Here is a 25,928-nt window from a genome sequence, read left to right as displayed (position 1 = left end):
GGCTTACCCCTTCATCCGGTTGGCATCGTCGACGGCGATGGTGCCGCGGCCGCGGAAATAAATGACAAGGATAGCGAGACCGATCGCGGCTTCGCCCGCGGCAACGGTCAGCACGAACATCGAAAAGACCTGGCCCACCAGATCACCCAGCGCGGCGCTGAACGCCACGAGGTTGATATTCACGGCAAGCAGAATGAGCTCGATCGCCATCAGGATGACGATGATATTCTTGCGGTTGATAAAGATACCGAGCACGCCGAGCGTGAACAGCACCGCCGAAACGGCGAGATAATGGCCGACCGAAATCACAGTTCCATCCCCTGCCCGACGCCCGGATCGACGAGGCGCGTCGCATCTTCGGGACGGCGGCGCACCTGCTGGCTGATATTCTGTCCACGCACGCCGCCGCGCTGGCGGTGGGTGAGCACGATCGCACCGATCATCGCGACGAGGAGGACGATGCCCGCCGCCTCGAACAGGAAGATGTAGCGCGTGTAGAGCAGTTCGCCGATCTGCTGGATATTGCTCTTGTCGCTGACCACGGGCGCGGCGCGCGCCGCAAGATCGATCCCCCCGGCGCTCCAGGCGCCGACCGCGAACACCAGTTCGGCGGCAAGGATGATCGCGACGAGCGCGCCCAGCGGGAGATAGCGCACGAAACCGGCGCGCAATTCGGCGAAATCGATGTCGAGCATCATCACGACGAACAGGAACAGCACCGCGACCGCGCCGACATAGACGATGACGAGCAGCATCGCGATGAATTCGGCGCCCGCGAGCAGCATCAGCCCCGCCGCGTTGAAGAAGGCGAGGATCAGCCACATCACGCTATGCACGGGATTGCGAGCGAAAATCACCATCGCGGCCGACGCGATCACGATGGTCGCGAACAGGTAAAAGGCGATCAGTTGAATCATGTCCGCGCGCCCTTACCGATAGGGCGCGTCGGCGGCAAGATTGGCCGCAATCGCGCGTTCCCATTTGTCGCCATTGGCGAGCAGCTTGGCCTTGTCATAGAGCAGTTCCTCGCGCGTTTCGGTCGCGAATTCGAAGTTCGGCCCCTCGACGATGGCATCAACCGGGCAGGCTTCCTGACAGAAGCCGCAATAGATGCACTTGGTCATGTCGATGTCGTAGCGCGTCGTGCGGCGCGAACCGTCGTCGCGCGGCACGGCCTCGATCGTGATCGCCTGCGCCGGACAGATCGCCTCGCACAGCTTGCACGCGATGCAGCGTTCCTCGCCGTTCGGATAACGGCGCAGCGCATGCTCGCCGCGGAAACGCGGGCTGAGCGGGTTCTTCTCAAACGGATAGTTGATCGTCGCCTTCGGCTTGAAGAAATATTTCAGCGTGAGGGCGTGCGCCTTCACGAATTCCCACAAGGTGAAGCTTTTGACGAGATGGGCAACGTAACTCATGAATACCTCGTCAGCATCAGATAGCCGGAGATCAGGAACACCCAGATCAGCGAAATCGGCAGGAAGATTTTCCAGCCCAGCCGCATCAGCTGGTCATAGCGGTAGCGCGGGACGGTCGCCTTCACCCAGCTGAAGACGAAGAAGAAGAACAGGATTTTCGCGAACAGCCAGATGATGCCGGGGACGGCATAGAGCGGCGCCCAGTCGACCGGCGGCAGCCAGCCGCCCCAGAAGAGCACCGCGTTGAGCGTGCACATCAGCAGGACGTTCGCATATTCGCCGAGCCAGAAGAGCGCGAAGCTCATCGACGAATATTCGGTCTGATAGCCCGCGACGAGTTCGCTTTCCGCTTCGGTCAGGTCGAACGGCGCGCGCGCGGTTTCGGCGAGCGCGGAGATCAAGAACATCACCGCGAGCGGGAAGAGCAGCAAGTTGAAGCCGAAGGCGTTGACGAAGCCCAGCCCGTGCCCCTGCTGCGCCTTGACGATCTCATTGAGGTTGAAGCTGTCGGCCCACAGGACGACGCCGATCAGGATGAAGCCGATCGACACTTCATAGGAGATCATCTGCGCCGAGGCGCGCAGCGCGGAAAAGAAGGGATATTTCGAGTTCGACGACCAGCCCGACAGGATGACGCCGTAAACGCCGAGCGACGAAATCGCGAGGATGTAGAGCAGCCCGACATTGATGTCGGCGAGCACCGCGCCCGAATTGAACGGGATAACCGCCCACGCCATCAACGCCACGGTGAAGGTGATGATCGGCGCGATCAGGAACAGGCCGCGGTTCGCGCTCGACGGGATGATCGTTTCCTGCAGGAAAACTTTCAGGCCGTCGGCGAAGCTCTGCAACAGTCCGAAGGGACCGACGACGTTGGGACCGCGGCGCAGCGCGATCGCGGCCCAGATCTTGCGGTCGGCATAGATGATCATAGCCACCGCGAGCATCAACGGCAGCGCGATGAGCAGAATACCGCAGATCGTGGCGATGCCCCACGCCCATTCATAGGACATGCCCAGGCTTTGGAAAAACTCGGTCATTCCGCGGCCTCCGCATAATCCGCGCCATGCAGCAGTTCGGCCGAGCAGCGCTCCATCGTCGGCGATGCGCGGCAGATGGCGTTGGTGAGGTAGAAATCCTTGATCGGCGACGGGATCGCACGCGCCTCGGGCTTCGCGTCGAGCTTGGGCACCGACCAGCCGTAATCTGCCAGACCCTCGACGCCCAGCGCCGGAACCGCCGCGATCATCGCCGCGCGACATTCGTCGAAGCTGTCGAAGCCGACGCTGACGCCGAGCGCATCGGCGAGCGCGCGGAAGATGCTCCAGTCCTCGCGCGCGTCACCCGGCGCGAACACTGCTTTCTCGCTGCGCTGGACGCGGCCTTCGGTGTTGACCGTCGTGAAGTCCTTTTCGGTCCAGGCCGCGGCCGGCAGGATGACGTCGGCGGCATGCGCGCCCTTGTCGCCATGATGGCCGACATAGACTTTGAAGCTCTTGTCGAAGGCCGCGAAATCGACCTCGTCGGCGCCCAGGAAGAAGGTCAGCTTGGGCTTGGCGGCGATGATGTCCTTGATCCCGCCCGGCTGTGCGTAGCCTAGCATCAAGGCCCCCATGCGCGCGGCCGAGAAATGGACGACGTTGAAGCCGTTCCAGCCGTCCTTGACCGCATCGACGCTCTTGGCGAGCGCCAGCGCGGCGCCATGGACGCCCGGCACCGACAGCGCGCCGCCGCCGAATACCAGCATCGGCCGCTCGGCGCCCTTGAGCGCATCCATCGCCGCCTTGGGCAGTTTCGCGACCAGCGAGGCATCGTCGCCGAGCCATTCGGTCTTGTAGGTGAGATCGACTTCGGGCCCGATGCCGAAAACCTTTGCGCCCTTCTTCCACACCGCCTTGCGGACGCGCGTGTTGATGAGCGGCGCTTCCCAGCGCAGATTGGTGCCGACGAGCAGGATCACGTCGGCATTTTCGGCCTGCGCAATCGTGGTATTGAAATTAACCGCCGACAGGCTGGTGACGTCATAGGCGAGGCCCGTCTGGCGCCCTTCGAGCAGGTCGGAGCCGAGCGCATTCACCAGTGCCTTCGCGGCGAACATCGTCTCGCAATCGGCCATGTCGCCGGCGATCGCCGCGACCGACTTGCCGGCGTTCACCGCCTTGATCGCGGCAAAGGCTTCGGCCCAGCTCGCCTCGACGAGCCTGCCATCCTTGCGCACATAGGGGCGGTCGAGGCGGCGGCGCATCAGGCCATCGACATGGTGGCGCGTCTTGTCGCTCGCCCATTCCTCGTTCACATCCTCGTTGACGCGCGGCAGCACGCGCAGCACCTGGCGGCCGCGGCTGTCGATACGGACATTGGTGCCGACCGCGTCCATCATGTCGATGCCCAGCGTCTTGGTCAGCTCCCACGGACGCGCCTCGAACGCATAGGGCTTGCTGGTCAGCGCGCCGACCGGACAGAGGTCGACGACATTGCCGGACAGCTCGCTCGCGACGGCACGCTCGAGATAGCTGGTGATCTGCATATTCTCGCCGCGATAGATCGCGCCGATATCCTCGACCCCGGCGACTTCCTCGGCAAAGCGGACGCAGCGCGTGCACTGGATGCAGCGCGTCATCACCGTCTTGACGATCGGCCCCATATATTTCTCGGTCACCGCGCGCTTGTTCTCGTCATAGCGCGACGCACCGCGGCCATAGGCGACCGACTGGTCCTGCAGGTCGCATTCGCCGCCCTGATCGCAGATCGGGCAGTCGAGCGGGTGGTTGATGAGCAGAAACTCCATCACCCCTTCGCGCGCCTTTTTCACCATCGGGCTGTCGGTCTTGATCACCTGCCCTTCGGCGGTCGGCAGCGCGCACGACGCCTGCGGCTTCGGCGGGCCGGGCGACACTTCGACGAGGCACATGCGGCAATTGCCGGCGATCGACAGGCGTTCATGGTAGCAGAAGCGCGGAATTTCCTTCCCCGCCATCTCGCACGCCTGCAGAACGGTGGCGCCCTGCGGCACGTCGATTTCTACGCCATCTACGGTAACTTTAGGCATTATTCGGCTCCCTCCAGCGCGCCGCCATTTTCGCGAATGCGGCGTTCGAGTTCGGGGCGGAAGTGGCGGATCAGGCCCTGGATCGGCCACGCCGCCGCATCGCCGAGCGCGCAGATGGTGTGGCCTTCGACCTGCTTGGTCACGTCGAATAACGTATCGATCTCGCTAATGTCGGCGTCGCCGGTGCGCAGCCGCTCCATCACGCGCCACATCCAGCCGGTGCCTTCGCGGCACGGCGTGCACTGGCCGCAGCTTTCATGCTTGTAGAAATAGCTGATACGGCTGATCGCCTGAACGACGTCGGTCGACTTGTCCATCACGATCGCGGCGGCGGTGCCGAGGCCCGAGCCGAGTTCCTTGAGGCCGTCGAAATCCATCGGCGCGTCCATGATCTGCGCCGCCGGGACGAGCGGCACCGATGAACCGCCGGGGATCACCGCGAGCAGATTGTCCCAGCCGCCTCTTATGCCGCCGCAATGCTTTTCGATGAGGTCGCGGAACGGGATGCCCATCTCTTCCTCGACGACGCACGGGCGTTCGACATGGCCCGAGATCTGGAAGAGCTTGGTGCCCTTGTTATTCTCGCGCCCGAAACTGGAGAACCACGCCGCGCCGCGGCGCAGGATCGTCGGGACGACCGCGATGCTTTCGACATTGTTGACCGTCGTCGGGCAGCCGTAGAGGCCCGCCCCCGCCGGAAACGGAGGCTTCAGGCGCGGCTGGCCCTTCTTGCCTTCCAGGCTTTCGATCATCGCGGTTTCTTCGCCGCAGATGTACGCGCCGGCGCCGCGATGGACGAAGACGTCGAAATCATAGCCCGACTTCGCCGCATTCTTGCCGAGCAGGCCGGCGTCATAGGCCTCCTGCACCGCCGCGAAGAGTGTCTCGGCCTCACGGATGAACTCGCCGCGAATGTAGATGTACGCAGCGCGCGCACGCATCGCATAGCCCGCGATCAGCGCGCCCTCGATCAGCTTGTGCGGATCGTGGCGGATGATCTCACGGTCCTTGCACGAGCCGGGTTCGGATTCGTCGGCGTTGATGACGAGGAAGCTCGGGCGGTCGGCGCGCGGTTCCTTCGGCATGAACGACCATTTCAGGCCGGTCGGGAAGCCCGCGCCGCCACGGCCGCGCAGGCCAGACGCCTTGATCTCCTCGATGATCGCGTCCTGGCCGCGAGTCATCAGATCCTTGGTCTTGTCCCAATCGCCGCGCGCCTCCGCGGCTTTCAGGTTCCACGGCTGATAGCCATAGAGATTGGTAAAGATGCGGTCCTTGTCGGCGAGCATCAGTTGGTCCCACCCTTGTTTTTCATCATCGTGTAAATGACGTAACCGAGCGCGAGGATCAGCAGCGGACCGATCAGCACAAAGGTCACGCGCAGCACGAAACCGAGTACGACAAGCGCGCCGATGATCGCGAGGATCGTGATGATGTCCTTCTGGGTCATCACCATTCCTTCCGATAGTCGTGATTGGCCTTGACCATGTCCTTCAGGGTCGTCGGGCCGCCTTCGGGGTCGCTCGTATGACGCTGCGCATTCTGGGTGCCGGTCTTGGGCTGTTTGCCCGCCGCCAGATCCTCGAGGATGCGGGTCATGCTGTCATAGTCGAGATCTTCGTAATTATCGTCGTTGATCTGGACCATCGGCGCGTTGGTGCAGGTGCCCATGCACTCGACCTCCGTCAGCGTGAACAGCCCGTCGGGCGTGGTCTTGCCTTTGGTCATCCCGCGGTTCTTGCACGCCGCCATGACATCGTCCGACCCGCGCAGCAGGCACGGCGTCGTGCCGCAAACCTGCACATGATAGCGGCCGACCGGCGCGAGATTGTACATGGTGTAGAAGGTCGCGACTTCGTAGGCGCGCATGAACGGCATATCGAGCTCGGCCGCGACATATTCGATCACCGGCACGGGCAGCCAGCCCTGCGTCTGCGTCTCGGCACCGACCTGGCGCTGCGCGAGATCAAGCAGCGGCATCACCGCCGAGCGCTGACGCCCCGCGGGATAGCGCGCGATAACGGCCTTGGCCTTCTCGGCATTTTCCTTCGTCCACGCAAAAGCGCCCCAGCGCGCGCGGACTTCGGCTTCATCGGGAATTTGCGGTGCGTCGGCCATCAGCGGTCACACTCTCCGAAAACGACGTCAATGGCGCCGATAATTGCAGTGGTGTCGGCGAGCATGTGGCCCTTGCACATGAAATCCATCGCCTGAAGGTGCGAAAACGCCGTCGGGCGGATCTTGCAGCGGTACGGCTTGTTGGTGCCGTCGCTGACCAGATAGACGCCGAATTCGCCCTTGGGGCTTTCGGTCGCCACGTAAACCTCGCCCGCCGGGACGTGGAAACCCTCGGTATAGAGCTTGAAGTGGTGGATCAGCGATTCCATCGACTGCTTCATCTCGCCGCGCTTGGGCGGCGAAACCTTGCGGTCGAGACTGGCAACCGGGCCGCTGGGCATATCGCGCAGGCACTGCTTGATGATGCGCGCCGACTGATAGACTTCCTGCACGCGGACCATGAAGCGGTCGTAGCAGTCGCCGCGCGTGCCGACGGGAATGTCGAATTCCATTTTGGCATAGGCGTCATAGGGCTGCGACTTGCGCAAATCCCACGCGATGCCGCTGCCGCGGATCATCGGGCCCGAGAAGCCCCAGGCCAGCGCGTCTTCCTTGCTGACCACGGCGATATCGACGTTGCGCTGTTTGAAGATGCGGTTGTCGATGACGAGGCTCATCGCGTCGCCGAACAGTTCGGGCAGGCGCTTGTCGACCCATTCGCCGATGTCGACGAGCAGCTTTTCGGGAACGTCCTGATGGACGCCGCCGGGGCGGAACCAGGCCGAGTGCATCCGCGCGCCCGAAGCACGTTCGAAGAAGTTGAGGCAATCCTCGCGCAGTTCGAACACCCACAGGTTCGGCGTCATCGCGCCGACGTCCATGACGTGCGACCCGATGTTGAGCATATGGTTGCAGATGCGCGTCAGCTCGGCGAACAGCACGCGCAGATATTGCGCGCGTTCGGGCACTTCGAGATCGAGCAATTTCTCGATCGCCAGCACATAGCTATGCTCCATGCCGAGCGGCGAGCAATAGTCGAGCCGGTCGAAATAGGGCAAAGCCTGCAGATAGGTCTTATATTCGATCAGCTTTTCCGTGCCGCGGTGGAGCAGCCCGACGTGCGGGTCGACGCGCTCGATGATCTCGCCGTCGAGTTCCATCACCATGCGCAGCACGCCGTGTGCCGCGGGGTGCTGCGGACCGAAGTTGATGGTGTAATTGGTGACGACCTGATCGCCCGCCGTATCGGCGGTATCGACCGGATAGCCTTCGAACATGTCGCTTCCGTGGTGCCGGACCGTCGCATTATCGGTCATGCGTCACCTCCTGCTTTGGGCTTGCGCGGCTTGGCCGGAGCCTTTTCGGCCTTCTTGGTCGCGGGCGTCTTCGCCTTTGCCGCAGGCTTGGCCTTGGCACTGTCCTTGCTCGGCTTCGCGGCTTCCTTATTCGCCTTGTCGCCCGCACCGGTCTGTTTGGCATTGTCGGTCGTCTTGGGCGTCGGCGGCGGCGCCTTCTTGGCCTCGTCGGCCTTCTTGACGGCCTCTGCGGTCATCGGCGTCGGCGCGCCCTTGCCCGGCGCCTCACCGGTGCCGCCCGCCTTTTCGTCGCCGGGAAGGATATAGTCGGCGCCTTCCCACGGGCTGAGGAAGTCGAAGCTGCGGAAATCCTGCGCCAGCTTGACGGGTTCATAGACGACGCGCTTGTCCTCTTCGGAATAGCGCAGTTCGGTATAGCCGGTCAGCGGGAAGTCCTTGCGCTGCGGATGCCCCTGGAAACCATAGTCGGTCAGGATGCGGCGCAGGTCGGGATTGCCGCTGAACAGCACCCCGTACATGTCGAACACCTCGCGTTCGAGCCAGCCAGCGTTGGGCCACACGGCAACGATGCTCGGCACCGGCGTTGCTTCGTCGGCCAGCACCCGGACGCGCAGACGATGGTTCTGGGTCACGCTGAGCAGATGATAGACGACTTCGAACCGCTCTGGCCGGTCGGGATAATCGACCCCGGCGATCTCCATGAGCTGCTGATAGGCAAGTTCGTCGCGCAGGCCGACCATCACCCCGGCAACCGCTTCGCGGCGCACGGTGATGCTGTCCTCGCCCACGGCGAAGACATGCGCGATCAGATCGCCGCCGACGACTTTCTTCAGCGCCTCGACAATGCCGTCGCGCGGCGCGATCAGGGGAGCGGGACTGGCCATCAGCGTTCGATCGTTCCGGTGCGGCGGATTTTCCGCTGCAACTGCATGACGCCGTAGAGCAGCGCTTCGGCGGTCGGGGGGCAGCCGGGGACATAGATGTCCACGGGCACGATACGATCGCAGCCGCGCACCACCGAATAGCTATAGTGGTAATAGCCGCCGCCATTGGCGCAGCTACCCATCGAAATCACATATTTGGGGTTCGACATCTGGTCGTAGACGCGGCGCAGCGCCGGGGCCATCTTGTTGCACAGCGTGCCCGCGACGATCATCACGTCGGACTGGCGCGGGCTGGCGCGCGGCGCAACGCCGAAGCGTTCCATGTCATACCGCGGCATGTTGACGTGGATCATCTCGACCGCGCAGCAAGCGAGGCCGAAGGTCATCCACCACAGCGAGCCGGTGCGCGCCCAGTTGAACAGATCCTCGGTCGAGGTGACGAGAAACCCCTTGTCGCCGACCTCTGCATTAAGATCGTCGAAAAAGCTCTGGTCCGGGGCGGTCCCCGGAGCGACCGGCATCGTGCCGGGGGTCAGGATGGTCGAATTGCTCATTCCCAATCCAACGCCCCTTTCTTCCACGCATAGACAAGACCGATCGCGAGCTCGGCCAGGAAAACCATCATCGTCGCCCAGCCGGCCCAGCCGATTTCCTTCAGGCTGACCGCCCAGGGAAAGAGGAAGGCCGCTTCAAGATCGAAGATGATGAACAGAATCGCGACGAGATAGAAGCGCACGTCGAACTGGCTGCGCGCATCCTCGAAAGCGGGAAAGCCGCACTCATATTCGGTCAGCTTCGCCGGATCGGGCTGATGCGCCCCGGTCAACCGCGCCACGCCCATCGGCAGGAACACGAAAGCCGCCGACAGCGCAACGGCGATGCCCAGGAATATCAGGATCGGCAAATATTGAGTCAGATCGACCATGGGAGCTCGCAGTCATGATTTCGGGCGTTTGCCACCCCGTTTCTGCGGGCGCTTTAGGCCAGCATGGCGCTGCCCGCAAGCGCTGCGGACAGGAAAATCGCCTTGCGAACGCCAAAAGCGCGGGGAACGCTGGCAAGGACGGGCGAAGCTATGTTAGGCGGCTGAACGGGACGCGTGTTGCGGCACGATTTGCCGCCATCCAACTGGGGGACTTTATGCGCCAACTGCCATTTGCCACTGCTCTTGCCACACTTGCCGCCACCGCGCTCGGCGCGACGCCGGCCCATGCCGAACTGGTTACGCCCAAGAATCCCGCAGCAATCGTCGCGATCGTCGAATCGCAGGGCTGGCCCGCCAAGCTGGTGACCGCCAGCGATGCCGATCCCTATATCGAGAGCAGCCGCAACGGTCTGAAATTCCTCGTTCTGTTCATGAACTGCAACGACGCGCACAAGGAGTGCAAGACGCTGCAATATTATATGGGCTTCAACGACGCGAAGAATCTGTCGTTCGAAAAATTCAACAGCTGGAACAAGGAAAAACGCTTTGCGCGCGCCTATCGCGACAATGAAGGCGATCCGGTGCTGGAAATGGACGTCGATGTCGATTTTGCCGGATTGCCGCGCGAAAATCTGGGCGAGAGCTTCAACACCTGGGCGTCGCTGATGGATGCCTATCGCGAGTTCATCTACGACGATTGATAGGGCGAAACGCGGACAGCAAAAAGGCCATCCCGGTTATCCCGCGGATGGCCTTTTTTGCGCTTGCATAACGGGTCAGGCGTTGCGCAGCGCGCCCGCGACCAGTTTTTGCAGCTTGGAATGCACCGCGCCGCTGCCCGCGATGAACTCGCTGCGCTCGATCGCCCGATCGCCGCCGCGGAAATCGCTGACGAAGCCGCCGGCTTCGCGCACGAGCAACATGCCCGCCGCAACGTCCCAAATCGACAGATCGGCTTCCCAGAATCCGTCGAACCGCCCCGCGGCGACCCATGCGAGGTCGAGGCTGGCGGCGCCGAAGCGGCGGATGCCGGCAACTTCGGGCGCAACCGCACCGAAAATGCGGCTCCACTGGCCGAAGTCGCCATGGCCCATATAGGGTATGCCGGTCGCGATCAGGCATTCATTGAGATTGCGGCGCGACGAGACGCGCAGGCGCCGGTCATGCAACCATGCGCCGCGACCGCGTTCCGCCCAATAGCTTTCGTCGGTAACCGGCTGATAGATCAGCCCCGCGGTCACATCGCCCCAGCCGCCGCCGAGCTTCGGTTCCTGCACCGCGACCGAAATCGCGAATTGCGGGATCGCGTGCAGAAAGTTCGAGGTGCCGTCGAGCGGGTCGATGATGAAGCGGGGCTTGCCGGGCTCGCCTTCGATCTCGCCAGCTTCCTCCATCAGGAAACCCCAACCCGGACGGGCATGGGTGAGTTCGTCATACAGCGTGCGCTCGGCGGCCTGGTCGGCCTTGGACACGAAATCCGCTGGTCCTTTTTGCGAAACCTGCAGATGCTCGATCTCGCCAAAGTCGCGGCGCAGCTTCGTGCCCGCCTTGCGCGCGGCACGTTCCATGACGGTGATGATGCCGGATACGGCCATTTTTGTTTCCTTCAACGCGTCGGCCCCGCGGAGGTGGGGGCCGCTGGCTGCGTTGCGCCAGATTGCTAGCGGCCCCCGCCTTCGCGGGGGCGACGTTACTTAGTCAGCACGGCGGACATATTCGCGGTCATAGACGTTGACCACGATACGCGTGCCACTGGTGATGTGGGGCGGCACCATGACCCGCACGCCATTGTCGAGGATCGCGGGCTTGTACGACGAAGAGGCCGTCTGGCCCTTCACCACCGCATCGGCCTCGACGATCGTCGCTTCGATCTGTTCGGGCAGTTCGACCGAGATCGGGCGCTCTTCCCACAGTTCGAGCACGACTTCCATGCCGTCCTGCAGGAATTCGTGGGCTTCGCCGACGACATCCTTCGAGATGGTGATCTGTTCGTAGCTGTCCTTGTCCATGAACACGAGGTCGTCGCCCTCGGCATAGAGGAACTGGAAATCCTTGGTGTCGAGGCGGACCTTCTCGACCGTATCGGCGCTGCGGAAACGGTTGTTGAGCTTGCGCCCGTCGATCAGATTCTTGGCTTCGACCTGCATATAGGCGCCGCCCTTGCCCGGCTGGGTGTGCTGGATCTTGGTGACCTTCCAGATGCCGCCCTCATATTCGATAATATTGCCGGGACGGATTTCAACGCCGGTGATTTTCATCGCGCACACTCGCTAGTTCAAGGATGGAAAGAGCCGCCGGCGCAGCGGGTGCGCCGGTCACAGGAGCGCGCCCTTAGCCGCCTGCGCGGCCAAGGGCAAGCGCGTTAGACGCTTTCGGTGGCGCGGCGCGTGCGCCGATAGCTGTATGCGATCAGCGCGACGAAGAGCGAAAGGCCGACGACAATCGCCGTCGGCTCGAAGCTCTCCCCGACGAGCGCCAGCGGCGCATCGCTTCCCGAACCCGCGACGACGCCCGCGAACAATACCCCGAAAATGCTCTCGCCGACGATGAAGCCCGTCGCGAGCAGGACGCCCATTCGGCTGTAAAATTCGGGGCGGGTGCTGCGTTCGGCACGTTTTTCCCATAAATGGCCGATCACCGCGCCGATCGGAATGAGCAAGGTCAGCGACATCGGCAGATAGATGCCCATACCGACACCGAGCGGCGGCAGGCGCAGCTTGCCCATACGCCCCAATATCTCGTCGGCGGCGATGATGGCGATGCCGATCAATGCACCATAGCCGATCAGATCCCAACGCAGATCGCCGCCGAGCACGCCCTTGGCCAGTGCGCTGATCAGGGCCGCTTGCGGCGCCGGCAGCGCATTGGCGCCCGCCCCCGCGGCACCGGCAAAGCCAAATGCCTGGTTCAACAGGTCGAGCACCGGCGGAATGATGAGCGAACCGAAGCCGACACCGATAACCAGCGCGAGCTGCTGCTTCCACGGCGTCGCACCGACGAGCTGGCCGGTCTTCAGATCCTGGAGATTGTCGTTGGAAATCGTCGCGACCGAAAAGACGATCGCAGTGGTGAACAGCGCATAGGCGACAAGCGCGGCAGTATCGGCTTCACTGTGATTGCGCCCGAAGAAGAGGAGCAGCATCAGCGAAGCGGCAATGATGGCGAGGATACCGACGCCCGACACCGGGCTGTTCGACGCACCGATCAGGCCGGCCATATAGCCGGTAACCGCGGCGATGATCGCGCCGACGAACAGCACGAACAGCAGCGTCGCGAAAATGACGCCGACCGGATTGGCCGCGATCGGGCCGCCCTGCGCAAAGAACCACAGCAATCCCGCGATCGGAATCAGCGAGCCCAGGATCGTCCCCGCGACGATGCCGAAGGACAGATCACGCTCGCCCAGTTCGACCACCTCGCCCGCGCCGCGCGCCCGCGACGACGCGATCGAACCCTTGATGCCCTTGACGATCGGGCTGACGATCTTGAGCAGCGTCCACAGCGCCGCGACCCCGATCGTCCCGGCGCCGATGAAGCGCACCTGCTGCGAAAACACCATGCCGACCACATCATCGACCGGTCCGGTCAGTCCCTGCGCTGCCGTCAGCGCGGGCATCAGACCCGCCCATGCGATGACCATGCCGATGAACATCGCCACGCCGACCGACAGGCCGACAAGATGCCCCACGCCGATCAGCGCGAAGGACAGGCTGCCGCTGACGCCGGTGGCGCCGACGCCGAGCTTGAAATTCTTCGACACTTCGAGCGCCGCGAGCTTCATCGCGCCAAGCAGCGAGAAACCGGCGCTGATCAGCGATCCGAGCAGGATCGTACGCAGGCCGCGCTGATTCTCCTCGGCCCCCTCGCCCGCGCGCGACCCGACCTTGAGCACTTCGGCCGCGGCGACGCCTTCGGGATAGGGAAGGTCCGACCCGGCGACGAGTGCGCGGCGCAGCGGGACCGAAAACATCACGCCCAGCGTTCCGCCGATGAAACAGACGGCGGCGGTCGTCCAATAGGGGAAACCCTGCCACCAGCCGACGATGACCAGACCGGGCAGGACGAAGATGATGGCCGCAAGCGTCCCCGCCGCACTGGCGATCGTCTGGACGATATTATTCTCCAAAATCGTCGCCCCCGACAGGAAGCGCAGGATCGCCATCGAAATGACCGCGGCGGGAATCGAGGTCGCAAAGGTCAACCCGACCTTCAACCCCAGATAGACGTTTGCCGCCGTGAACAGCAGCGTGATCAGTCCGCCAAGGACGATCCCGCGGACGGTGAGTTCGCGCATCGAAACGCTGCGCTGGTCGGTATCGGACATAAATTTCTCCCCGCGCGCTGTGTTGCGGGCGGCGGGGAATTAGGCAAGTCAAAACAGGCGTGGAAACGCGACGAAGCGAAACCGAATTGACGCTTCGATCCAATCATCGCTCCGCGGCGCGGCGCATAGAGCCGGGCATGACAACGGCCCTTCCCGATCCCAAGCCGCATCCCGGCCCCGAAGCGGCCGCTTCGGTCAAGCGCCCGGCGCCGTGCGCGGGTCTGTTCGGGTGGCGCAAGTGCGACGACGCACCGCGCGACGAGCGCCCGCGCACGCGGAACTGACGCGCGCGGCCTAATCCGCTGCCATCAGCGCGGCGAAAGCCTGCACCGCCGCGGCCGGGCCGTCCGGATGGTTCCAGACGCCGCCCGATACCGCAAGGAAATCGGCGCCAGCATCGATCAACAGCTCCGCATTCTCGACCGTGATCCCGCCGATCGCAACGCAAGGCAGCTCGAACAGTCCCTGCCACCAGCTGAGGATTTCGGGCTCGGCGCGATGTTCGACCGCCTTTGTCGTCGTGGGGAAGAAGGCGCCGAAGGCGACATAATCCGACCCCGCTTCGCCGGCATCCATCGCAAGGTGGCGGCTGTTGTGACAGGTTACGCCGATCTGCGCGCCGGGGCCGAGCAGCCGCCGCGCCTCCTGCGGATCGCCGTCCCCCTGCCCCAGATGGACGCCATCGGCCTTGAGCCGCTTCGCCAGCGCCATGTCGTCGTTGACGATGAAGGCGACATCGTGCGCGGCGCAAATCGCCTGTAGCGGTTCGGCAAGGCGCGCCGCTTCGTGCTGGGTCAAACCCTTGACGCGGAACTGGAACGCGGCAACCGGGCCGGCGGCCAGCGCCGCTTCGAGTTGCGCCGGAAAGTCGCCGCCGACATCAGCTGGCGAGATGAGGTAAAGCTGGCAGGTCGGTTCGGTCATGGCGGGTTCATAGCTACGCCGCCAGCATGCCGCAAATGCAGAAGATGTTTCGCGCCACCACCCTGTCCCTCGTCACTGCTGCGACCGTTTCGGCCTGTGCAGCGACTCGCGACGTTACCGCATTGCGCGACGCCGCCAATGTCGCCATCGGCCAGCGCGCCTATGCCGACGGCCCGTTGATCCAGCCGGTCGCGGTGATCGAGGACAGTCGTTGCCCCGTCGGAGTCGCCTGTGTGTGGGCAGGCCGCGTCCGCGTGAAGATGCTCTGGCTTCGTCCCAATGGCGAGGCACAGCCTTTCGAAGCGGTGCTAGGCGAACCGACACCGCTGGCCGACGGCACGATCACGCTCGAATCGATGCATCCCGACAAGCGCCCCGACCGACCTATCAAGGCCGGCGATTACCGCTTCGCCTTCCGATTCATGGGCGGTCTTTAGGCGACCCGCGCCAACACGAAGCCGTCCCATCCCTTCGCGCCGACCGTCTGCACGGCGGTGGCGTCGATGCGCGGGTCGGATTGCAGAAAATCGAACAGCGCGCGTGCGCCCAAGATGCCGGGATCGTGGCTGGCGGGATCGAGGACGCCGCCTTCGCGCACGACATTGTCGACGATGATCGTCGTGCCGCTGCGGCCGAGGCGGATCGCTTCGGCGACATAATCGACATTCCTCTGCTTGTCGGCGTCGATGAAGACCATGTCGAAAGGCGCGACGTCGGTCATCGCGGCAAGGCTGTCCATCGCCGGGCCGACCCGGATCTCGGCCCGATCAGAGAGGCCGGCGCGATCGAGATTCGCCTGCGCGACGCGGGCATGCATGTGGTCGACTTCCAGCGTCACCAGCGCGCCATCGTCCGGTAGCGCCCGCGCGAGCCAGATCGTCGAATAGCCGCCGAGCGTCCCGATTTCGAGGATGCGCCGCGCGCCCGCCATTTGTGCGAGCAGATAGAGCATCTTGCCCTGCGCCGCCGAGACGTCGATCGGTGGCAAGCCGTTTTCGGCATTGTGGGCGAGTGCGGCCGCCAGGATCGCGTCGTCGCCAATCAGCTTCTCGCCGATATAGGTGTCGACGCGGTCCCAGCTATCGGTCATCAGGCGACCGATGCGGCGTGAATTTCGTCGATCGCGCCGCCGAGCGAGCCGTTGAATTCCGCGTCGCTCATCGACGCGCGCAAATCTTCCAGGAGCGCGCGGCTGAAGCTGGCGATGATACCGGGATTCTTGGCCAGTTCGATACACGCTTCGGGGCGCGCGAAGCCGCCCGACAGCGCGACGACGCGCAGCACCTTGGGATGATCGACGAGCGGCTGGAACAGGCCTGCTTCGGTGGGCAGCGACAGCTTGAGCATGACCGGCGCGCCGGTCCATGCGTCGAGCGCCGCGAGCGTTTCCGCTAGCAACAGTCGGTCCGCCGCATCGCGCTCGGGGCTCTTGATATTCACTTCGGGTTCGATGATCGGCATCAGGCCGTGCGCGGCGATGCGCGCGGCTTCGGCAAATTGCTGCGCGACGATTGCCTTGACGCCCACCGGGTTGGCGAGGTTGACGACGCTGCGCATCTTGGTCCCGAACACGCCCTTCGCAACCGCCCGCTCGCACAGCGCGTCGAGATCGGCGTTGGGCTTCATCAACTGAACGCCGTCAGCTTCGGCTTCGAGGCCTTTGTCGACCTTGAGGAACGGGACCACGCCGCGCTCCCACAGCAGAGCCGGGATCGGCTTGCCATCGGCTTCGCCGTCCATGGTGCGTTCGAACAGGATCGCGCCGATCACCTTATCGCCGTTGAAGCAGGGTGCGGTCACGATCCGGCTGCGCATTGCATGGATCAGCGCGAACATTTCCTCGTCGCCCGAATATTCGTCTTCTTCGATGCCATAGCCCTTGAGCGCCTTGGGCGTCGAACCGCCACTCTGGTCGAGCGCGGCGATAAAGCCCTGGCCCGATTTGATCTTATCCAGCATCTCGGCATTGGCGGTCGTCATAACGTCTCCGTGGATTTGCATACGTATGGTGCGGCGCGCATAGCGGCCCGTTGCTTGGGACGCAATGCGATGGGAACTCAGGCCTTAAGCGCGTCTACCCCCGGCAAAGGCTTTCCTTCCATCCATTCGAGGAAGGCGCCGCCTGCGGTCGAAACAAAGGTGAACTCGTCCGCAACGCCGGCATGGTTGAGCGCGGCGACGGTATCGCCGCCGCCGGCAACCGAAATCAGCGACCCTTCGCGCGTCAACGCCGCCGCCGTCCGGGCGAGCGCGACGGTTGCGGCGTCGAACGGCGCAATCTCGAAAGCGCCGAGCGGACCGTTCCACACCAACGTGCGGCAGCTTTTCAGCACGTCACCGAGCGCCTCGACCGCCGCAGGCCCGACATCGAGGATCATCTCGTCCGCCGCAACTTCGTGGATGTTCACGGTGCGCGTCGGCGGGTTCGCGGCGAATTCTTTCGCGACGACCACGTCATAGGGCAGATGGACGGTGCAGCCTGCGGCATCCGCCGCGTCGAAAATCGCGTTGGCGGTATCGACGAGGTCGTGCTCGCACAGCGACTTGCCGACATCGACGCCGCGCGCCGCGAGGAAAGTGTTCGCCATCCCGCCGCCGATGATCAGATGATCGACCTTGCCGACAAGGTTGCGCAGCACGTCGATCTTGCTCGACACTTTCGCGCCGCCGACAACCGCCGCAACCGGATGCGCGGGGTTGCCGAGCGCCGCGTCGAGCGCCTTGAGCTCGGCCTCCATCGCGCGGCCGGCATAGGCGGGCAGCCGATGGGCAATGCCCTCGGTCGAGCCATGCGCGCGGTGCGCCGCCGAAAAGGCATCGTTGACATAGATGTCGCCGATTTCGGCAAGCGCATCGGCGAACGCGGGGTCGTTCTTTTCCTCACCCGCATGAAAGCGCGCATTTTCGAGCACGGCGACGTCGCCGGGCGCGAGGACGGCAACGCCCGCCTTGGCGCCTTCGCCGGTGCAATCGGGAATGAACATCACCGAATGGCCGAGGACGTCGGCGACGCCGTCGATGACGAGGCTGAGCGACTGCGTCGGGTTCTTCGCCCCTTTCGGACGGCCGAAATGGGCGAGCAGCAGAACGATGGCACCCTTGTCCGACAGTTCGCGGATCGTCGGCATCGCTGCGCGAATTCGCGTGTCATCGGCCACGGCGCCATCGGACATCGGCACGTTGAGATCGACGCGCACCAGCACCTTCTTGCCGGTGACGTCACCGATGTCGTCGAGCGTCTTGAAATCTGCCATCTTTCACTCCGATCCCGGAGTGTTCCCCCGCGAAGGCGGGGGTCCATCTCCTGCGCTCTTATCCCCTGATCACCGCCGGTTTCATTCCGATGCGGTCGGAGATGGGCCCCCGCCTTCGCGGGGGCACAAGGATATTGTTAAAGGAACTTCGCGATCACGCCCGCCGTGTCGATCATGCGGTTGGAGAAGCCCCATTCATTGTCGTACCAGCTCAGCACTCGCACCAGCTTGCCGTCGATAACCGCGGTTTCAAGGCTGTCGATGGTCGAGCTGGCGGCGTTATGGTTGAAGTCGATCGAAACCAGCGGTTCCTCGGTATAACCAAGGACGCCCTTCAGCGCGCCTTCGGCCGCGGCCTTGAGCACCGCGTTCACTTCTTCCTTGGTCGTTTCGCGCGACGGGGTGAAAGTGAGGTCGACCACCGACACATTCGGCGTCGGAACGCGGATCGATGACCCGTCGAGCTTGCCCTTCAATTCGGGCAGGACGAGGCCGACGGCGACCGCCGCACCGGTCGAGGTCGGGATCATCGACATTGCGGCGGCGCGGGCGCGGCGCGGATCGTCGTGGATCTGATCGAGGATTTTCTGGTCGTTGGTATAGGCATGGATCGTCGTCATCAGGCCGCGTTCGATACCGATCGCTTCGTGCAGCACCTTGGCAAAGGGCGCGAGGCAGTTGGTGGTGCAGGACGCGTTCGAGATGATCCGGTGATCGGCGGTGATCTGGCTGTCATTGACGCCGTAAACGACGGTCAGGTCGACTTCCTTGGCGGGCGCCGAAATGAGTACGCGCTTCGCGCCGGCGTCGAGATGCTTCTGGCCGCCGGCCTTGTTGGTGAAGAAGCCGGTGCATTCCATCACGATGTCCACGCCGTTGGCGGCGTGCGGCAGGGCGGCGGGATCGCGCTCGGCGGTGACCTGGATGCGCTTGCCGTTGATGATCAGGTCGTTGCCATCGACTTCGACGGTGCCGTTGAAGGCGCCATGAACCGAGTCATGGCGAAGCAGGCGGGCATTGGCCTTGGCATCGCCCAGATCGTTGATCGACACCAGTTCAAGGTCGTGATCGGTGCGCTCGAGAAGGGCGCGCGCCACATTGCGGCCGATGCGTCCGAAACCGTTGATTGCGACTTTCACTGCCATGTCGGTTAGTCCTTTCTGCGGAAGGTGGCGGCCGGTCTTATGCGCCGAGCCGCGCCAGAATCTTGGGGGTGATGGCGTCGACCGTCAGGCCGAAATGCCGGTAGAGATCATCGATCGGCGCCGACGCGCCGAAGCTGTCGATGCCGAAGCGCAGGCCATGGCGGCCGGTGTAGCGTTCCCAGCCGAAGGTCGTCCCGGCCTCGATCGAGACGATCAGGGCATCGTCGGGCAGCAGGTCGGCCTGATAGGCCGCATCCTGTTCGTCGAACAATTCGGTCGACACCATCGAAACGACATCGGCACCCTGCCCCGCCGCTTCGAGCTTTTCGGCGACATCGAGCGCCAGCGACACTTCGGAGCCCGTCGCGACCAGCACGACCTTGCGCGCCGCGGCGGCGCTGCGAAGGCGATAACCGCCTTTCAAGCAAAGATTTTCCGTGACGTCATGACGCAGCGGCGGCAGATTCTGGCGCGTGAGTGCGAGGAGCGTCGGACGGCTGTCCTGCGCGATCGCGATCGCCCAGCATTCGGCCGTCTCAACCGCGTCGGCGGGGCGCATCACGAGCAGATTGGGCATGGCGCGCAGCGACTGCAGATGCTCGATCGGCTGGTGCGTCGGTCCATCCTCGCCGAGCCCGATGCTGTCGTGCGTCATCACGTAAACGACGCGCTGACGCTGGAGCGCCGACAGCCGGATCGCGCCGCGGCAATAGTCCGAAAAGACCAGGAAAGTGCCGCCATAGGGGATCACGCCGCCGTGCAGCGCCATCCCGTTCATCGCCGCCGACATGCCGAATTCGCGGATGCCATAATAGATGTAGCGACCCGAATAATCGTTCCGGTTCAGCGGCTTGGTCGACGATGTCTTGGTATTGTTCGAGCCGGTAAGGTCGGCGCTGCCACCAACAAGCGAGGCGATGTCGGCGGTGAGCGCGGTCAGCACATTTTCCGACGCCTTGCGCGTCGCGACCTTCGGCGGTTCGGCAACCAGCCCGTCGAGATAGGCCTTGAAAGCATCACCCGGCGCGACCTTGCCGCTCAGGCGATCCTCAAAATCCGTTTTCTTATCGCTACTTGCAAGGCGATAATTCCACGCAGCATGAAGTGACTGGCCGCGCTGGCCAAAGCCGCGCCATGCGTCGGCAATGTCGGCGGGAATGACGAACGGTTCGGCGGTCCAGCCCATATTGGCGCGCGCCGCCGCCACCTCGTCGGCGCCGAGCGGCGAGCCATGCGTCGCCGACGTGCCCTGCTTGTTCGGCGCGCCGAAGCCGATCAGCGTCTTGCACGCAATCAGCGACGGGCGACCGTCCGCCAGCGCCGCGTCGATCGCGCGGCGAATATCGGCAGCATCATGGCCGTCGCAGCTGTCGACATGCCAACCGGTCGCCGCATAACGCGCTTTCACGTCCTCGCTGGTCGAAAGGTCGGTCGACCCGTCGATCGTGATCTTGTTGTCGTCCCACAGCACGATCAGGCGGCCAAGGCCCAGATGGCCGGCCACGCCGATCGCTTCGTGATTGATGCCTTCCATCAGGCAGCCGTCGCCGGCGATGACCCAGGTGCGATGGTCGACGAGGTCGTCGCCGTAAATGGCATTGAGATGGCGCTCGGCGATCGCCATGCCGACCGCAGTCGCAAGCCCCTGCCCCAGCGGCCCCGTCGTCGTTTCAACCCCGGCAAGCTCGAAATTTTCGGGATGCCCGGCGCAAGGACTGTTCAGCTGGCGAAAATTGCGGATTTCCTCCATCGTCGGATGCGCATAGCCCGCGAGATGGAGCGTCGCATAAGCGAGCATCGAGCCATGGCCCGCCGACAGGACGAATCGGTCGCGATCGGCCCATTTGGGTTCGCTCGGATCGAACTTCAGATAATCCGAATAGAGGACGGTCGCGACGTCGGCCATGCCCATCGGCATCCCGGGGTGACCGCTGTTCGCGGCCTGTACGGCGTCCATCGCAAGCGCGCGGATCGCGTTGGCGAGCTGGCGTTCGGGCAGTGTCATCTTTTCCCCGCTTATGTCTGGGCTGGCGTGCGCGACTGCCCTTTGCGGCGGCGCCGCCGAGAGTCAACCGCCCGCGGCAAGAATTCGCGCGCATTTCGGCGCCGACAGGCGATTGCACCCCTCCCCCGGCGCTGCTACCCCTGTGGCATGGAACTCGATCTCGACGAATCCAGCCTCGCCATCGGCCGCATCGAGCGCGCGCTGAGCCGCATCGAAAAGAGCCTGGCCGAGCGCGCAGAACGCGGCGCATCCGATCAACCGACAAGCGATCAATCGGCCCTGAAGGCCGAAGTTAACGCTGTTATCGGCGAACTGGACCGACTGATTGCGGAGGCGAATCGTGGCTGATGTCCGACTGAACATCGCCGGGCGCACCTATGACCTGACCTGCGCCGACGGCGAGGAGCCGCAGCTTCAGAAGCTCGCCGGGCTGATCGACGAAAAGGTCCGCGCCATCCCCGGCAGCACCGAGGTACGCCAGCTTCTCTTCGCGGCGCTCATGCTCGCCGACGAGGCGCAGGAAGCAAAGGCCAAGGTCGACAGGTCCGAGCCCCAATCCGATTCGCTGCGCGCCGCGGTTGCGCTAGCGGAAAGCCGCGAAACGCAGGCGCGTGACGAACTCGCTGCGGCCCGCAGGGAAATCGAGGCACTTAAGGCCGCGCCGCCGCCCGCTGTAGCAGCCGCGCCGCGCACAACGCACGACCGCGCACTGCTCCAGATCGCCGACCGGATCGAAGCGCTCGCCGCAAAGGTTGAGCAAAGCGCTTGAGGATGGGGCCCCGCGTCCCTAAATAGGCATCGGCGGGTACTGCCCGGCACGAGCCGTTGCGAAAATCCCTGAGGCGATACATCATCCAAGGGAGCTGTCCCTGCCCGGACCCTGGTCCGACGTACATGGCCCCCACCTGACGTTACTGGCGTCAGAGGATCTTCCGGAAACCGACCCATGGTGGTCCCGCCAACCCGACAGGCTTTGAAGGAGGCCCGGCCCGCATGACGCCCGACCTCGCTTCGCAGAAACAGGCGCTGCGCGAACGATTGCGTTTTCGCCGCCGCCATTTCGTCGCCAATCTCGACCCGATGGGGCGGCTCGCTGCCTTTCGCGCCGTTCCCGACACGCTCCGCAAGCTGCTCGATGCCAGCCCTGTCGTCGGCGCCTATGCACCGTGGGGCGACGAACCCGATATCCGCCCGCTGCTGCTGCTGGATGGCCGGCGCATCGCGCTGCCGCATCACGCAGACCGCACGGCCGCCATGACCTTTCGGATATCGGACGATGGCGATGCGCTTCGCAAGGGTCCGTGGGGATCGCCCCAGCCGCCCGATAGCGCCGAAATCGCGCATCCCGACATCGTCCTCTGCCCGCTCGTCGGTTTCGACCGCCACGGCGGCCGTCTCGGCCAGGGAGGCGGGCATTATGACCGGTTCTTTGCTGAAAATCCGGCGGTTCCGCGCATCGGAATCGGCTGGTCGGTGCAGGAAGTTGACACTGTTCCCATTGAACAAACCGATATTTTTCTCGATGCGGTCCTGACCGAGCAGGAATATATCATCACCGGAGACCGATTGTGAGCGAGCCCCCCGCCGATCCGCAGCCAAGCTGGCGTAAGCCGACCGGCATCCTTCTGATCTTGGCGCTGATCACGGCGTGGGCGGCGGCCGTCGTCAGCCTCTCGCCGTGGGTCGGCGGCTGGCCGGTGCTGGTGCAGGCGATTTTCTATCTCGTCGCGGGGATCGCCTGGGTATGGGTGCTGCCGCTGCGGCCACTGCTGTGCTGGATGGAAACCGGGCGCTGGCGCGCCCCACAATAGGGATTGGCACCGCCCGATTATTCGATAGCCTGCGCGCACCATTGGGGAGGCAGGCGCGATGCGGGTATCTATGGGAACGGCGGCTGTCCTGTCGCTGATTTTGGCGAGCACCCCGGCGGCGGCGCGTGATGACGGCCTGCGCAAGCAGGTGAAGGCGCTCGTCAAGGCGTGCCCCGCCGCTGCCAAAGGCTATGATCTTGCCGCCTTGACGCCCGACGGCCTGGCCACGCCGGACTATCGGGCAAGGTTTTGAAGAATGGGCCGGGGCGCCCGATCCCGATACGCAACCGGGTAGCGGCGGCGCAACGATCATGCTGCGCGGCGTGATCGGTTCAAGCATCACGCAGGATATCCGCTTTTCGACCGTCAGCACCCTGTGGCGCGACGCGGCCGGGGCATGGCAAGTCTTGCGCGTCGATCATGGGACGCTGCCGCCCGTGCCACCGCCCCCGCCGCCCCCCGAATTGTTCGAAGAGCCCGATGCGGCCTATGGTTTCATGACCGAGCAGGTCAAGCCCGCCCCCGACAAGAGCCGCCGCGTCCAGCGCGGCCGCCTGCTTCCGGCGGCGGCGGCGGAACTCGATCGCCTGCTTGCCGATCCCTGTCTGCAACTCGAACAGATGGGGCTGACGGCGCACCGCAGCAAAAGCGAGGTTCCGCCCTGCCCCTTCGACTATGCCGGGTCGACGATCGAGGTGACGCGCGATGCGCGAAGCTGGCTGATTTCGACCGATTGCCGGCGCGAATTGCCGAGCGCGAAGATCGCCGACATTCTCTTTTATCCGCAGGCCGATGTCCCCATGCCCGACTGGGACAGGACAGCGTGCGCCGATTGCGTCCGCTATGTCCTTGTCGCCGAATATTTCCGGCGCGCCGAGCGGACTGGCGACGCCGCGACCGATGCGGTGATCACCCGCGCTTATGCTGCCGTTGCCGGACGCGATTATGCCGGGGCGCGGCGCTTGCTCGAGCCGTTGGCAAGCGAGACGTCCGCCTATCCGCTGCGTTGGTTGCTGATGCCCGAACTCGCGTGGCTACGCGACAAGACCGGCGATACGGACGGCGCAATCACGCTGCTCGCCATCGCAGGCGCAGCGGCCGATTATCAGCGAGGCCGGCTGCGCTGCGATGCCCCGATCGGCAATCTCACCGAATTTCAGGACGTCATGCAGCGGCGTTTCGGCATTGCGCAAATCTGCGATGCGCCGGAGCAGTTCGCCATCCCCGACGGGTTCGATATGGCGCCGGTGGAGCTTGCCCGGCAGAAGGCCGGTGCGATCGAATATCCGATATATTCGCGAGAGACGGAAGCGACCCAAGCCAAGGATTGAAGGAGGCGCCACCTGCCGAAATTCAGGGCAAGTGGCGCGAGTGACGGGGCTCGAACCCGCGACCTCCGGCGTGACAGGCCGGCGCTCTAACCAACTGAGCTACACCCGCTTGCGCTTGGGAGCCGCGCCAATATTGCCCTCGTCCCGACCTGTCAACCGTCCCGATCAAACTCTTTTCGATTTAATCGCTCGCGCATCTCTTCTGTCGCGGTGAGCGTCCCATGTTCGAATAGAAAACCGGCAAGATCAGGCGTGCCGGTCGAGGCAAGGACGGTCTGCACGATCAGGAGCAGCGGCACCGCAAGCAGCGCCCCCGGCGTCCCCCACACCCATCCCCAAAAGCTGAGCGAGACGAGAATCAGCAGTGGATTGACGGTCAGCCGCCGCCCCAACACCAGCGGCGTGATCAAATTCGCCTCGACCAGATGCACCCCGATGAAGATGACGGCCGGCAACAGCGCGACCCCGACCGCGTCGAAGGTCATCAGCCCGCCCAGACCCAGGAGCATCGCGGCGACGATCGGCCCGAGATAGGGCACGAAATTGCACAGCGAGACGATGCCGCCCCACATGAAGGGCGACGGCATGCCAAGCGCCCACAGCAACAGCGAGACGATCAGTCCCAGCAGCGCATTGATCATCGTGATCGTCGCGAGATAGTCGGCAGTCGCATCCACGACATTCTGGATCACGCGCGCGGTCTGCATCGCGCCATCGAAGCTGCCGCGCCGGCGGATCGTGCTGCGCCGCAGCCGCGTCCATCCGGCGAGGAAGAAGAAGATCACGAGTACCGCGAAGAGAAGCTGCACTGCCGCCGCGGGCGCGGCCGAGATGAAATAGTCGACGACCGAGGTTGGCGCGGTGGCGGCCATGGCCTGCGCGGTCGCTTCGGACCCGCTCGCGACCGAGGTCAACGTGCGGTCGACGAATTTCTGCAAGGTCGAATAGAAATCGATCACCGGCGCCAGATTGGTCTGGATGCGCGGGATCGATTCGGGGATGCGCGCGAACCAGCCCGTCGCGGGAACGACGATGATCGCCAGCGCCGCGTTGACCAGCATCAGAAAGCTCGAGAGCGCCAAAAAGGCCGCCAGCGCCGACGGAACGCGGCGCCGTTCGAGCCATTCGAGCAGCGGAACGAGGGCAATGGAAACGACGATCGCCGCTGTGAGCGGCAGGAAGAATTCGGCGCCGGCCTGCAGCGCGAAGGGCAGCCCCAGGCAGAAGGCCGCACCAATGATAAGCGTCAGCGCCGCGAGCAACCGGTCCCGACGAAAATCATCGATCTCAACGCGTTGCGCTGCGTCTTTGAGCAAGGGTGGCACCTTCGGGTGCTCGCTGTCCTCCATTGCGTCGATCGCTCCCGTTGAACCCGATCCTCTTAGGCGCACTTTGGCGTCGGCGCCAGTGGCGCCCGAAGGGATTGGCCCAATGGTGCGCCATTATTCCCCTGTCCCCATTTAGGACAAAAGGCCGAGTATTTT

At 64.1% G+C, this 25,928-nt stretch carries 31 protein-coding genes and 1 tRNA gene; 9 read left to right on the top strand and 23 right to left on the bottom strand.

What is annotated here, in order from left to right; translation table 11 throughout:
• Positions 1-3: 3 nt before the first annotated feature.
• Genes nuoK through AOA14_RS15275 form a run of 12 tightly spaced genes read right to left on the bottom strand, consistent with a single transcriptional unit; the run spans position 4 to position 9,650 of the window.
• Complete coding sequence (gene nuoK, locus AOA14_RS15325) at positions 4-309, bottom strand: NADH-quinone oxidoreductase subunit NuoK (RefSeq protein ID WP_003051614.1); 306 nt, start codon at positions 307-309, stop codon at positions 4-6.
• On the bottom strand, positions 306-917 hold the full coding sequence (locus AOA14_RS15320) for an NADH-quinone oxidoreductase subunit J (RefSeq protein WP_003051606.1): 612 nt from the start codon (positions 915-917) through the stop codon (positions 306-308). The genes nuoK and AOA14_RS15320 overlap by 4 nt, the downstream gene beginning before the upstream one ends.
• 12 nt (positions 918-929) lie before the next feature.
• Positions 930-1,418, bottom strand: coding sequence for an NADH-quinone oxidoreductase subunit NuoI (gene nuoI, locus AOA14_RS15315; protein ID WP_062902418.1), 489 nt, complete (start codon positions 1,416-1,418; stop codon positions 930-932).
• Positions 1,415-2,458 carry an NADH-quinone oxidoreductase subunit NuoH gene (nuoH, locus tag AOA14_RS15310; protein WP_062902417.1) on the bottom strand — a complete coding sequence of 348 codons (1,044 nt, stop codon included), beginning with the start codon at positions 2,456-2,458 and terminating at the stop codon, positions 1,415-1,417. The genes nuoI and nuoH overlap by 4 nt, the downstream gene beginning before the upstream one ends.
• Positions 2,455-4,467, bottom strand: a complete 2,013-nt coding sequence (gene nuoG / locus AOA14_RS15305; RefSeq protein ID WP_062902416.1) for an NADH-quinone oxidoreductase subunit NuoG — start codon at positions 4,465-4,467, stop codon at positions 2,455-2,457. The genes nuoH and nuoG overlap by 4 nt, the downstream gene beginning before the upstream one ends.
• Positions 4,467-5,756 (bottom strand): NADH-quinone oxidoreductase subunit NuoF, encoded by a 1,290-nt coding sequence (gene nuoF / locus AOA14_RS15300; protein WP_062902415.1) that lies wholly within the window; start codon positions 5,754-5,756, stop codon positions 4,467-4,469. The genes nuoG and nuoF overlap by 1 nt, the downstream gene beginning before the upstream one ends.
• On the bottom strand, positions 5,756-5,917 hold the full coding sequence (locus tag AOA14_RS19875; protein WP_202988282.1) for a hypothetical protein: 162 nt from the start codon (positions 5,915-5,917) through the stop codon (positions 5,756-5,758). The genes nuoF and AOA14_RS19875 overlap by 1 nt, the downstream gene beginning before the upstream one ends.
• A complete protein-coding gene (locus AOA14_RS15295; RefSeq protein ID WP_062902414.1) occupies positions 5,917-6,585 on the bottom strand; it encodes a complex I 24 kDa subunit family protein in 669 nt (222 codons plus the stop codon). Before AOA14_RS15295 ends, AOA14_RS19875 begins: the two co-directional genes overlap by 1 nt.
• Entirely contained in the window at positions 6,585-7,802 is a 1,218-nt protein-coding gene (locus AOA14_RS15290) for an NADH-quinone oxidoreductase subunit D (RefSeq protein WP_040590797.1), read from the bottom strand. Before AOA14_RS15290 ends, AOA14_RS15295 begins: the two co-directional genes overlap by 1 nt.
• A 35-nt stretch (positions 7,803-7,837) precedes the next feature.
• Positions 7,838-8,725 (bottom strand): NADH-quinone oxidoreductase subunit C, encoded by an 888-nt coding sequence (locus AOA14_RS15285; protein ID WP_062902413.1) that lies wholly within the window; start codon positions 8,723-8,725, stop codon positions 7,838-7,840.
• Positions 8,725-9,279 carry a NuoB/complex I 20 kDa subunit family protein gene (locus AOA14_RS15280; RefSeq protein WP_086455609.1) on the bottom strand — a complete coding sequence of 185 codons (555 nt, stop codon included), beginning with the start codon at positions 9,277-9,279 and terminating at the stop codon, positions 8,725-8,727. Before AOA14_RS15280 ends, AOA14_RS15285 begins: the two co-directional genes overlap by 1 nt.
• Complete coding sequence (locus AOA14_RS15275) at positions 9,276-9,650, bottom strand: NADH-quinone oxidoreductase subunit A (RefSeq protein ID WP_003051572.1); 375 nt, start codon at positions 9,648-9,650, stop codon at positions 9,276-9,278. The genes AOA14_RS15280 and AOA14_RS15275 overlap by 4 nt, the downstream gene beginning before the upstream one ends.
• Before the next feature lie 215 nt (positions 9,651-9,865).
• Here AOA14_RS15275 and AOA14_RS15270 point away from each other — a divergent pair, with 215 nt between their 5' ends.
• Positions 9,866-10,351 (top strand): YbjN domain-containing protein, encoded by a 486-nt coding sequence (locus tag AOA14_RS15270; RefSeq protein WP_062902412.1) that lies wholly within the window; start codon positions 9,866-9,868, stop codon positions 10,349-10,351.
• A gap of 75 nt (positions 10,352-10,426) precedes the next feature.
• Here the strand turns inward: AOA14_RS15270 and AOA14_RS15265 are convergent, their stop codons facing one another.
• The 3 genes from AOA14_RS15265 to AOA14_RS15255 form a co-directional block, all read right to left on the bottom strand.
• Positions 10,427-11,245: an inositol monophosphatase family protein gene (locus AOA14_RS15265; RefSeq protein ID WP_062902411.1), complete on the bottom strand. Its 819-nt coding sequence runs from the start codon at positions 11,243-11,245 to the stop codon at positions 10,427-10,429.
• Between the two features lie 99 nt (positions 11,246-11,344).
• On the bottom strand, positions 11,345-11,908 hold the full coding sequence (gene efp, locus AOA14_RS15260) for an elongation factor P (protein WP_003051563.1): 564 nt from the start codon (positions 11,906-11,908) through the stop codon (positions 11,345-11,347).
• Between the two features lie 104 nt (positions 11,909-12,012).
• The gene (locus AOA14_RS15255) at positions 12,013-13,974 is read right to left on the bottom strand and encodes an OPT family oligopeptide transporter (protein WP_062902410.1); all 1,962 of its coding nucleotides are present in this window, start codon (positions 13,972-13,974) and stop codon (positions 12,013-12,015) included.
• 137 nt (positions 13,975-14,111) lie between these two features.
• On the opposite strand from AOA14_RS15255, the gene AOA14_RS15250 reads away from it, so the two are divergent.
• Positions 14,112-14,258: a hypothetical protein gene (locus AOA14_RS15250; protein ID WP_202988281.1), complete on the top strand. Its 147-nt coding sequence runs from the start codon at positions 14,112-14,114 to the stop codon at positions 14,256-14,258.
• Positions 14,259-14,268: 10 nt separating this feature from the next.
• Here AOA14_RS15250 and thiE read toward each other — a convergent pair whose 3' ends face one another.
• Positions 14,269-14,898, bottom strand: a complete 630-nt coding sequence (gene thiE / locus AOA14_RS15245) for a thiamine phosphate synthase (RefSeq protein ID WP_062902408.1) — start codon at positions 14,896-14,898, stop codon at positions 14,269-14,271.
• Between the two features lie 35 nt (positions 14,899-14,933).
• Here thiE and AOA14_RS15240 point away from each other — a divergent pair, with 35 nt between their 5' ends.
• Positions 14,934-15,335 (top strand): hypothetical protein, encoded by a 402-nt coding sequence (locus AOA14_RS15240; RefSeq protein WP_234179002.1) that lies wholly within the window; start codon positions 14,934-14,936, stop codon positions 15,333-15,335.
• On the opposite strand, the gene AOA14_RS15235 is transcribed toward AOA14_RS15240, so the two are convergent.
• The 5 genes from AOA14_RS15235 to tkt all read right to left on the bottom strand — a co-directional run bounded on the left by AOA14_RS15235 (position 15,332) and on the right by tkt (position 21,302).
• Positions 15,332-15,988 carry an O-methyltransferase gene (locus AOA14_RS15235; RefSeq protein WP_062902406.1) on the bottom strand — a complete coding sequence of 219 codons (657 nt, stop codon included), beginning with the start codon at positions 15,986-15,988 and terminating at the stop codon, positions 15,332-15,334. The two genes, AOA14_RS15240 and AOA14_RS15235, sit on opposite strands and share 4 nt — an antisense overlap.
• Positions 15,988-16,878: a fructose bisphosphate aldolase gene (locus AOA14_RS15230; protein ID WP_062902405.1), complete on the bottom strand. Its 891-nt coding sequence runs from the start codon at positions 16,876-16,878 to the stop codon at positions 15,988-15,990. The genes AOA14_RS15235 and AOA14_RS15230 overlap by 1 nt, the downstream gene beginning before the upstream one ends.
• A gap of 77 nt (positions 16,879-16,955) precedes the next feature.
• Positions 16,956-18,152, bottom strand: a complete 1,197-nt coding sequence (locus AOA14_RS15225) for a phosphoglycerate kinase (RefSeq protein ID WP_062902404.1) — start codon at positions 18,150-18,152, stop codon at positions 16,956-16,958.
• 137 nt (positions 18,153-18,289) lie between these two features.
• Positions 18,290-19,297: a type I glyceraldehyde-3-phosphate dehydrogenase gene (gene gap / locus AOA14_RS15220; protein WP_003051541.1), complete on the bottom strand. Its 1,008-nt coding sequence runs from the start codon at positions 19,295-19,297 to the stop codon at positions 18,290-18,292.
• A 37-nt stretch (positions 19,298-19,334) separates the two neighbouring features.
• On the bottom strand, positions 19,335-21,302 hold the full coding sequence (tkt, locus tag AOA14_RS15215) for a transketolase (protein WP_062902403.1): 1,968 nt from the start codon (positions 21,300-21,302) through the stop codon (positions 19,335-19,337).
• A gap of 147 nt (positions 21,303-21,449) precedes the next feature.
• Here tkt and AOA14_RS15210 point away from each other — a divergent pair, with 147 nt between their 5' ends.
• The 6 genes from AOA14_RS15210 to AOA14_RS15185 all read left to right on the top strand — a co-directional run bounded on the left by AOA14_RS15210 (position 21,450) and on the right by AOA14_RS15185 (position 24,444).
• The gene (locus AOA14_RS15210) at positions 21,450-21,650 is read left to right on the top strand and encodes a hypothetical protein (protein ID WP_003051535.1); all 201 of its coding nucleotides are present in this window, start codon (positions 21,450-21,452) and stop codon (positions 21,648-21,650) included.
• On the top strand, positions 21,643-22,071 hold the full coding sequence (locus AOA14_RS15205; protein ID WP_003051532.1) for a cell division protein ZapA: 429 nt from the start codon (positions 21,643-21,645) through the stop codon (positions 22,069-22,071). Before AOA14_RS15210 ends, AOA14_RS15205 begins: the two co-directional genes overlap by 8 nt.
• A gap of 224 nt (positions 22,072-22,295) precedes the next feature.
• Entirely contained in the window at positions 22,296-22,874 is a 579-nt protein-coding gene (locus tag AOA14_RS15200; protein WP_062902402.1) for a 5-formyltetrahydrofolate cyclo-ligase, read from the top strand.
• On the top strand, positions 22,871-23,113 hold the full coding sequence (locus AOA14_RS15195) for a DUF2842 domain-containing protein (protein ID WP_003051523.1): 243 nt from the start codon (positions 22,871-22,873) through the stop codon (positions 23,111-23,113). The genes AOA14_RS15200 and AOA14_RS15195 overlap by 4 nt, the downstream gene beginning before the upstream one ends.
• Positions 23,114-23,171: 58 nt before the next feature.
• The gene (locus tag AOA14_RS15190; protein WP_202988280.1) at positions 23,172-23,366 is read left to right on the top strand and encodes a hypothetical protein; all 195 of its coding nucleotides are present in this window, start codon (positions 23,172-23,174) and stop codon (positions 23,364-23,366) included.
• A gap of 58 nt (positions 23,367-23,424) precedes the next feature.
• Positions 23,425-24,444 carry a hypothetical protein gene (locus AOA14_RS15185; RefSeq protein ID WP_062902400.1) on the top strand — a complete coding sequence of 340 codons (1,020 nt, stop codon included), beginning with the start codon at positions 23,425-23,427 and terminating at the stop codon, positions 24,442-24,444.
• 32 nt (positions 24,445-24,476) lie between these two features.
• Here the strand turns inward: AOA14_RS15185 and AOA14_RS15180 are convergent.
• Both AOA14_RS15180 and AOA14_RS15175 read right to left on the bottom strand, forming a co-directional pair.
• Positions 24,477-24,553, bottom strand: a tRNA-Asp gene (locus tag AOA14_RS15180).
• A 43-nt stretch (positions 24,554-24,596) separates the two neighbouring features.
• Positions 24,597-25,793 carry an AI-2E family transporter gene (locus AOA14_RS15175; protein ID WP_058811659.1) on the bottom strand — a complete coding sequence of 399 codons (1,197 nt, stop codon included), beginning with the start codon at positions 25,791-25,793 and terminating at the stop codon, positions 24,597-24,599.
• Positions 25,794-25,928 lie beyond the last annotated feature (135 nt).

Origin of the sequence: Sphingopyxis terrae subsp. terrae NBRC 15098 (genome assembly GCF_001610975.1) — a bacterium.
In the GTDB taxonomy this organism is placed as follows: Bacteria; Pseudomonadota; Alphaproteobacteria; order Sphingomonadales; family Sphingomonadaceae; genus Sphingopyxis; species Sphingopyxis terrae_A.
The sequence above is the reverse complement of the archived record's forward strand: the minus strand, read 5'-3'. Positions and strand labels throughout refer to the sequence as shown.

Bases quoted from the DNA above. Each gene is read 5' to 3' on its own strand.
- AOA14_RS15320 (WP_003051606.1), bottom strand. From the start codon at position 917: ATGATTCAACTGATCGCCTTTTACCTGTTCGCGACCATCGTGATCGCG.
- nuoI (WP_062902418.1), bottom strand. From the start codon at position 1,418: ATGAGTTACGTTGCCCATCTCGTCAAAAGCTTCACCTTGTGGGAATTC.
- nuoH (WP_062902417.1), bottom strand. From the start codon at position 2,458: ATGACCGAGTTTTTCCAAAGCCTGGGCATGTCCTATGAATGGGCGTGG.
- nuoG (WP_062902416.1), bottom strand. From the start codon at position 4,467: ATGCCTAAAGTTACCGTAGATGGCGTAGAAATCGACGTGCCGCAGGGC.
- nuoF (WP_062902415.1), bottom strand. From the start codon at position 5,756: ATGCTCGCCGACAAGGACCGCATCTTTACCAATCTCTATGGCTATCAG.
- AOA14_RS19875 (WP_202988282.1), bottom strand. From the start codon at position 5,917: ATGACCCAGAAGGACATCATCACGATCCTCGCGATCATCGGCGCGCTT.
- AOA14_RS15295 (WP_062902414.1), bottom strand. From the start codon at position 6,585: ATGGCCGACGCACCGCAAATTCCCGATGAAGCCGAAGTCCGCGCGCGC.
- AOA14_RS15290 (WP_040590797.1), bottom strand. From the start codon at position 7,802: ATGTTCGAAGGCTATCCGGTCGATACCGCCGATACGGCGGGCGATCAG.
- AOA14_RS15285 (WP_062902413.1), bottom strand. From the start codon at position 8,725: ATGGCCAGTCCCGCTCCCCTGATCGCGCCGCGCGACGGCATTGTCGAG.
- AOA14_RS15280 (WP_086455609.1), bottom strand. From the start codon at position 9,279: ATGAGCAATTCGACCATCCTGACCCCCGGCACGATGCCGGTCGCTCCG.
- AOA14_RS15275 (WP_003051572.1), bottom strand. From the start codon at position 9,650: ATGGTCGATCTGACTCAATATTTGCCGATCCTGATATTCCTGGGCATC.
- AOA14_RS15270 (WP_062902412.1), top strand. From the start codon at position 9,866: ATGCGCCAACTGCCATTTGCCACTGCTCTTGCCACACTTGCCGCCACC.
- AOA14_RS15265 (WP_062902411.1), bottom strand. From the start codon at position 11,245: ATGGCCGTATCCGGCATCATCACCGTCATGGAACGTGCCGCGCGCAAG.
- efp (WP_003051563.1), bottom strand. From the start codon at position 11,908: ATGAAAATCACCGGCGTTGAAATCCGTCCCGGCAATATTATCGAATAT.
- AOA14_RS15255 (WP_062902410.1), bottom strand. From the start codon at position 13,974: ATGTCCGATACCGACCAGCGCAGCGTTTCGATGCGCGAACTCACCGTC.
- AOA14_RS15250 (WP_202988281.1), top strand. From the start codon at position 14,112: ATGACAACGGCCCTTCCCGATCCCAAGCCGCATCCCGGCCCCGAAGCG.
- thiE (WP_062902408.1), bottom strand. From the start codon at position 14,898: ATGACCGAACCGACCTGCCAGCTTTACCTCATCTCGCCAGCTGATGTC.
- AOA14_RS15240 (WP_234179002.1), top strand. From the start codon at position 14,934: ATGCAGAAGATGTTTCGCGCCACCACCCTGTCCCTCGTCACTGCTGCG.
- AOA14_RS15235 (WP_062902406.1), bottom strand. From the start codon at position 15,988: ATGACCGATAGCTGGGACCGCGTCGACACCTATATCGGCGAGAAGCTG.
- AOA14_RS15230 (WP_062902405.1), bottom strand. From the start codon at position 16,878: ATGACGACCGCCAATGCCGAGATGCTGGATAAGATCAAATCGGGCCAG.
- AOA14_RS15225 (WP_062902404.1), bottom strand. From the start codon at position 18,152: ATGGCAGATTTCAAGACGCTCGACGACATCGGTGACGTCACCGGCAAG.
- gap (WP_003051541.1), bottom strand. From the start codon at position 19,297: ATGGCAGTGAAAGTCGCAATCAACGGTTTCGGACGCATCGGCCGCAAT.
- tkt (WP_062902403.1), bottom strand. From the start codon at position 21,302: ATGACACTGCCCGAACGCCAGCTCGCCAACGCGATCCGCGCGCTTGCG.
- AOA14_RS15210 (WP_003051535.1), top strand. From the start codon at position 21,450: ATGGAACTCGATCTCGACGAATCCAGCCTCGCCATCGGCCGCATCGAG.
- AOA14_RS15200 (WP_062902402.1), top strand. From the start codon at position 22,296: ATGACGCCCGACCTCGCTTCGCAGAAACAGGCGCTGCGCGAACGATTG.
- AOA14_RS15190 (WP_202988280.1), top strand. From the start codon at position 23,172: ATGCGGGTATCTATGGGAACGGCGGCTGTCCTGTCGCTGATTTTGGCG.
- AOA14_RS15185 (WP_062902400.1), top strand. From the start codon at position 23,425: ATGCTGCGCGGCGTGATCGGTTCAAGCATCACGCAGGATATCCGCTTT.
- AOA14_RS15175 (WP_058811659.1), bottom strand. From the start codon at position 25,793: ATGGAGGACAGCGAGCACCCGAAGGTGCCACCCTTGCTCAAAGACGCA.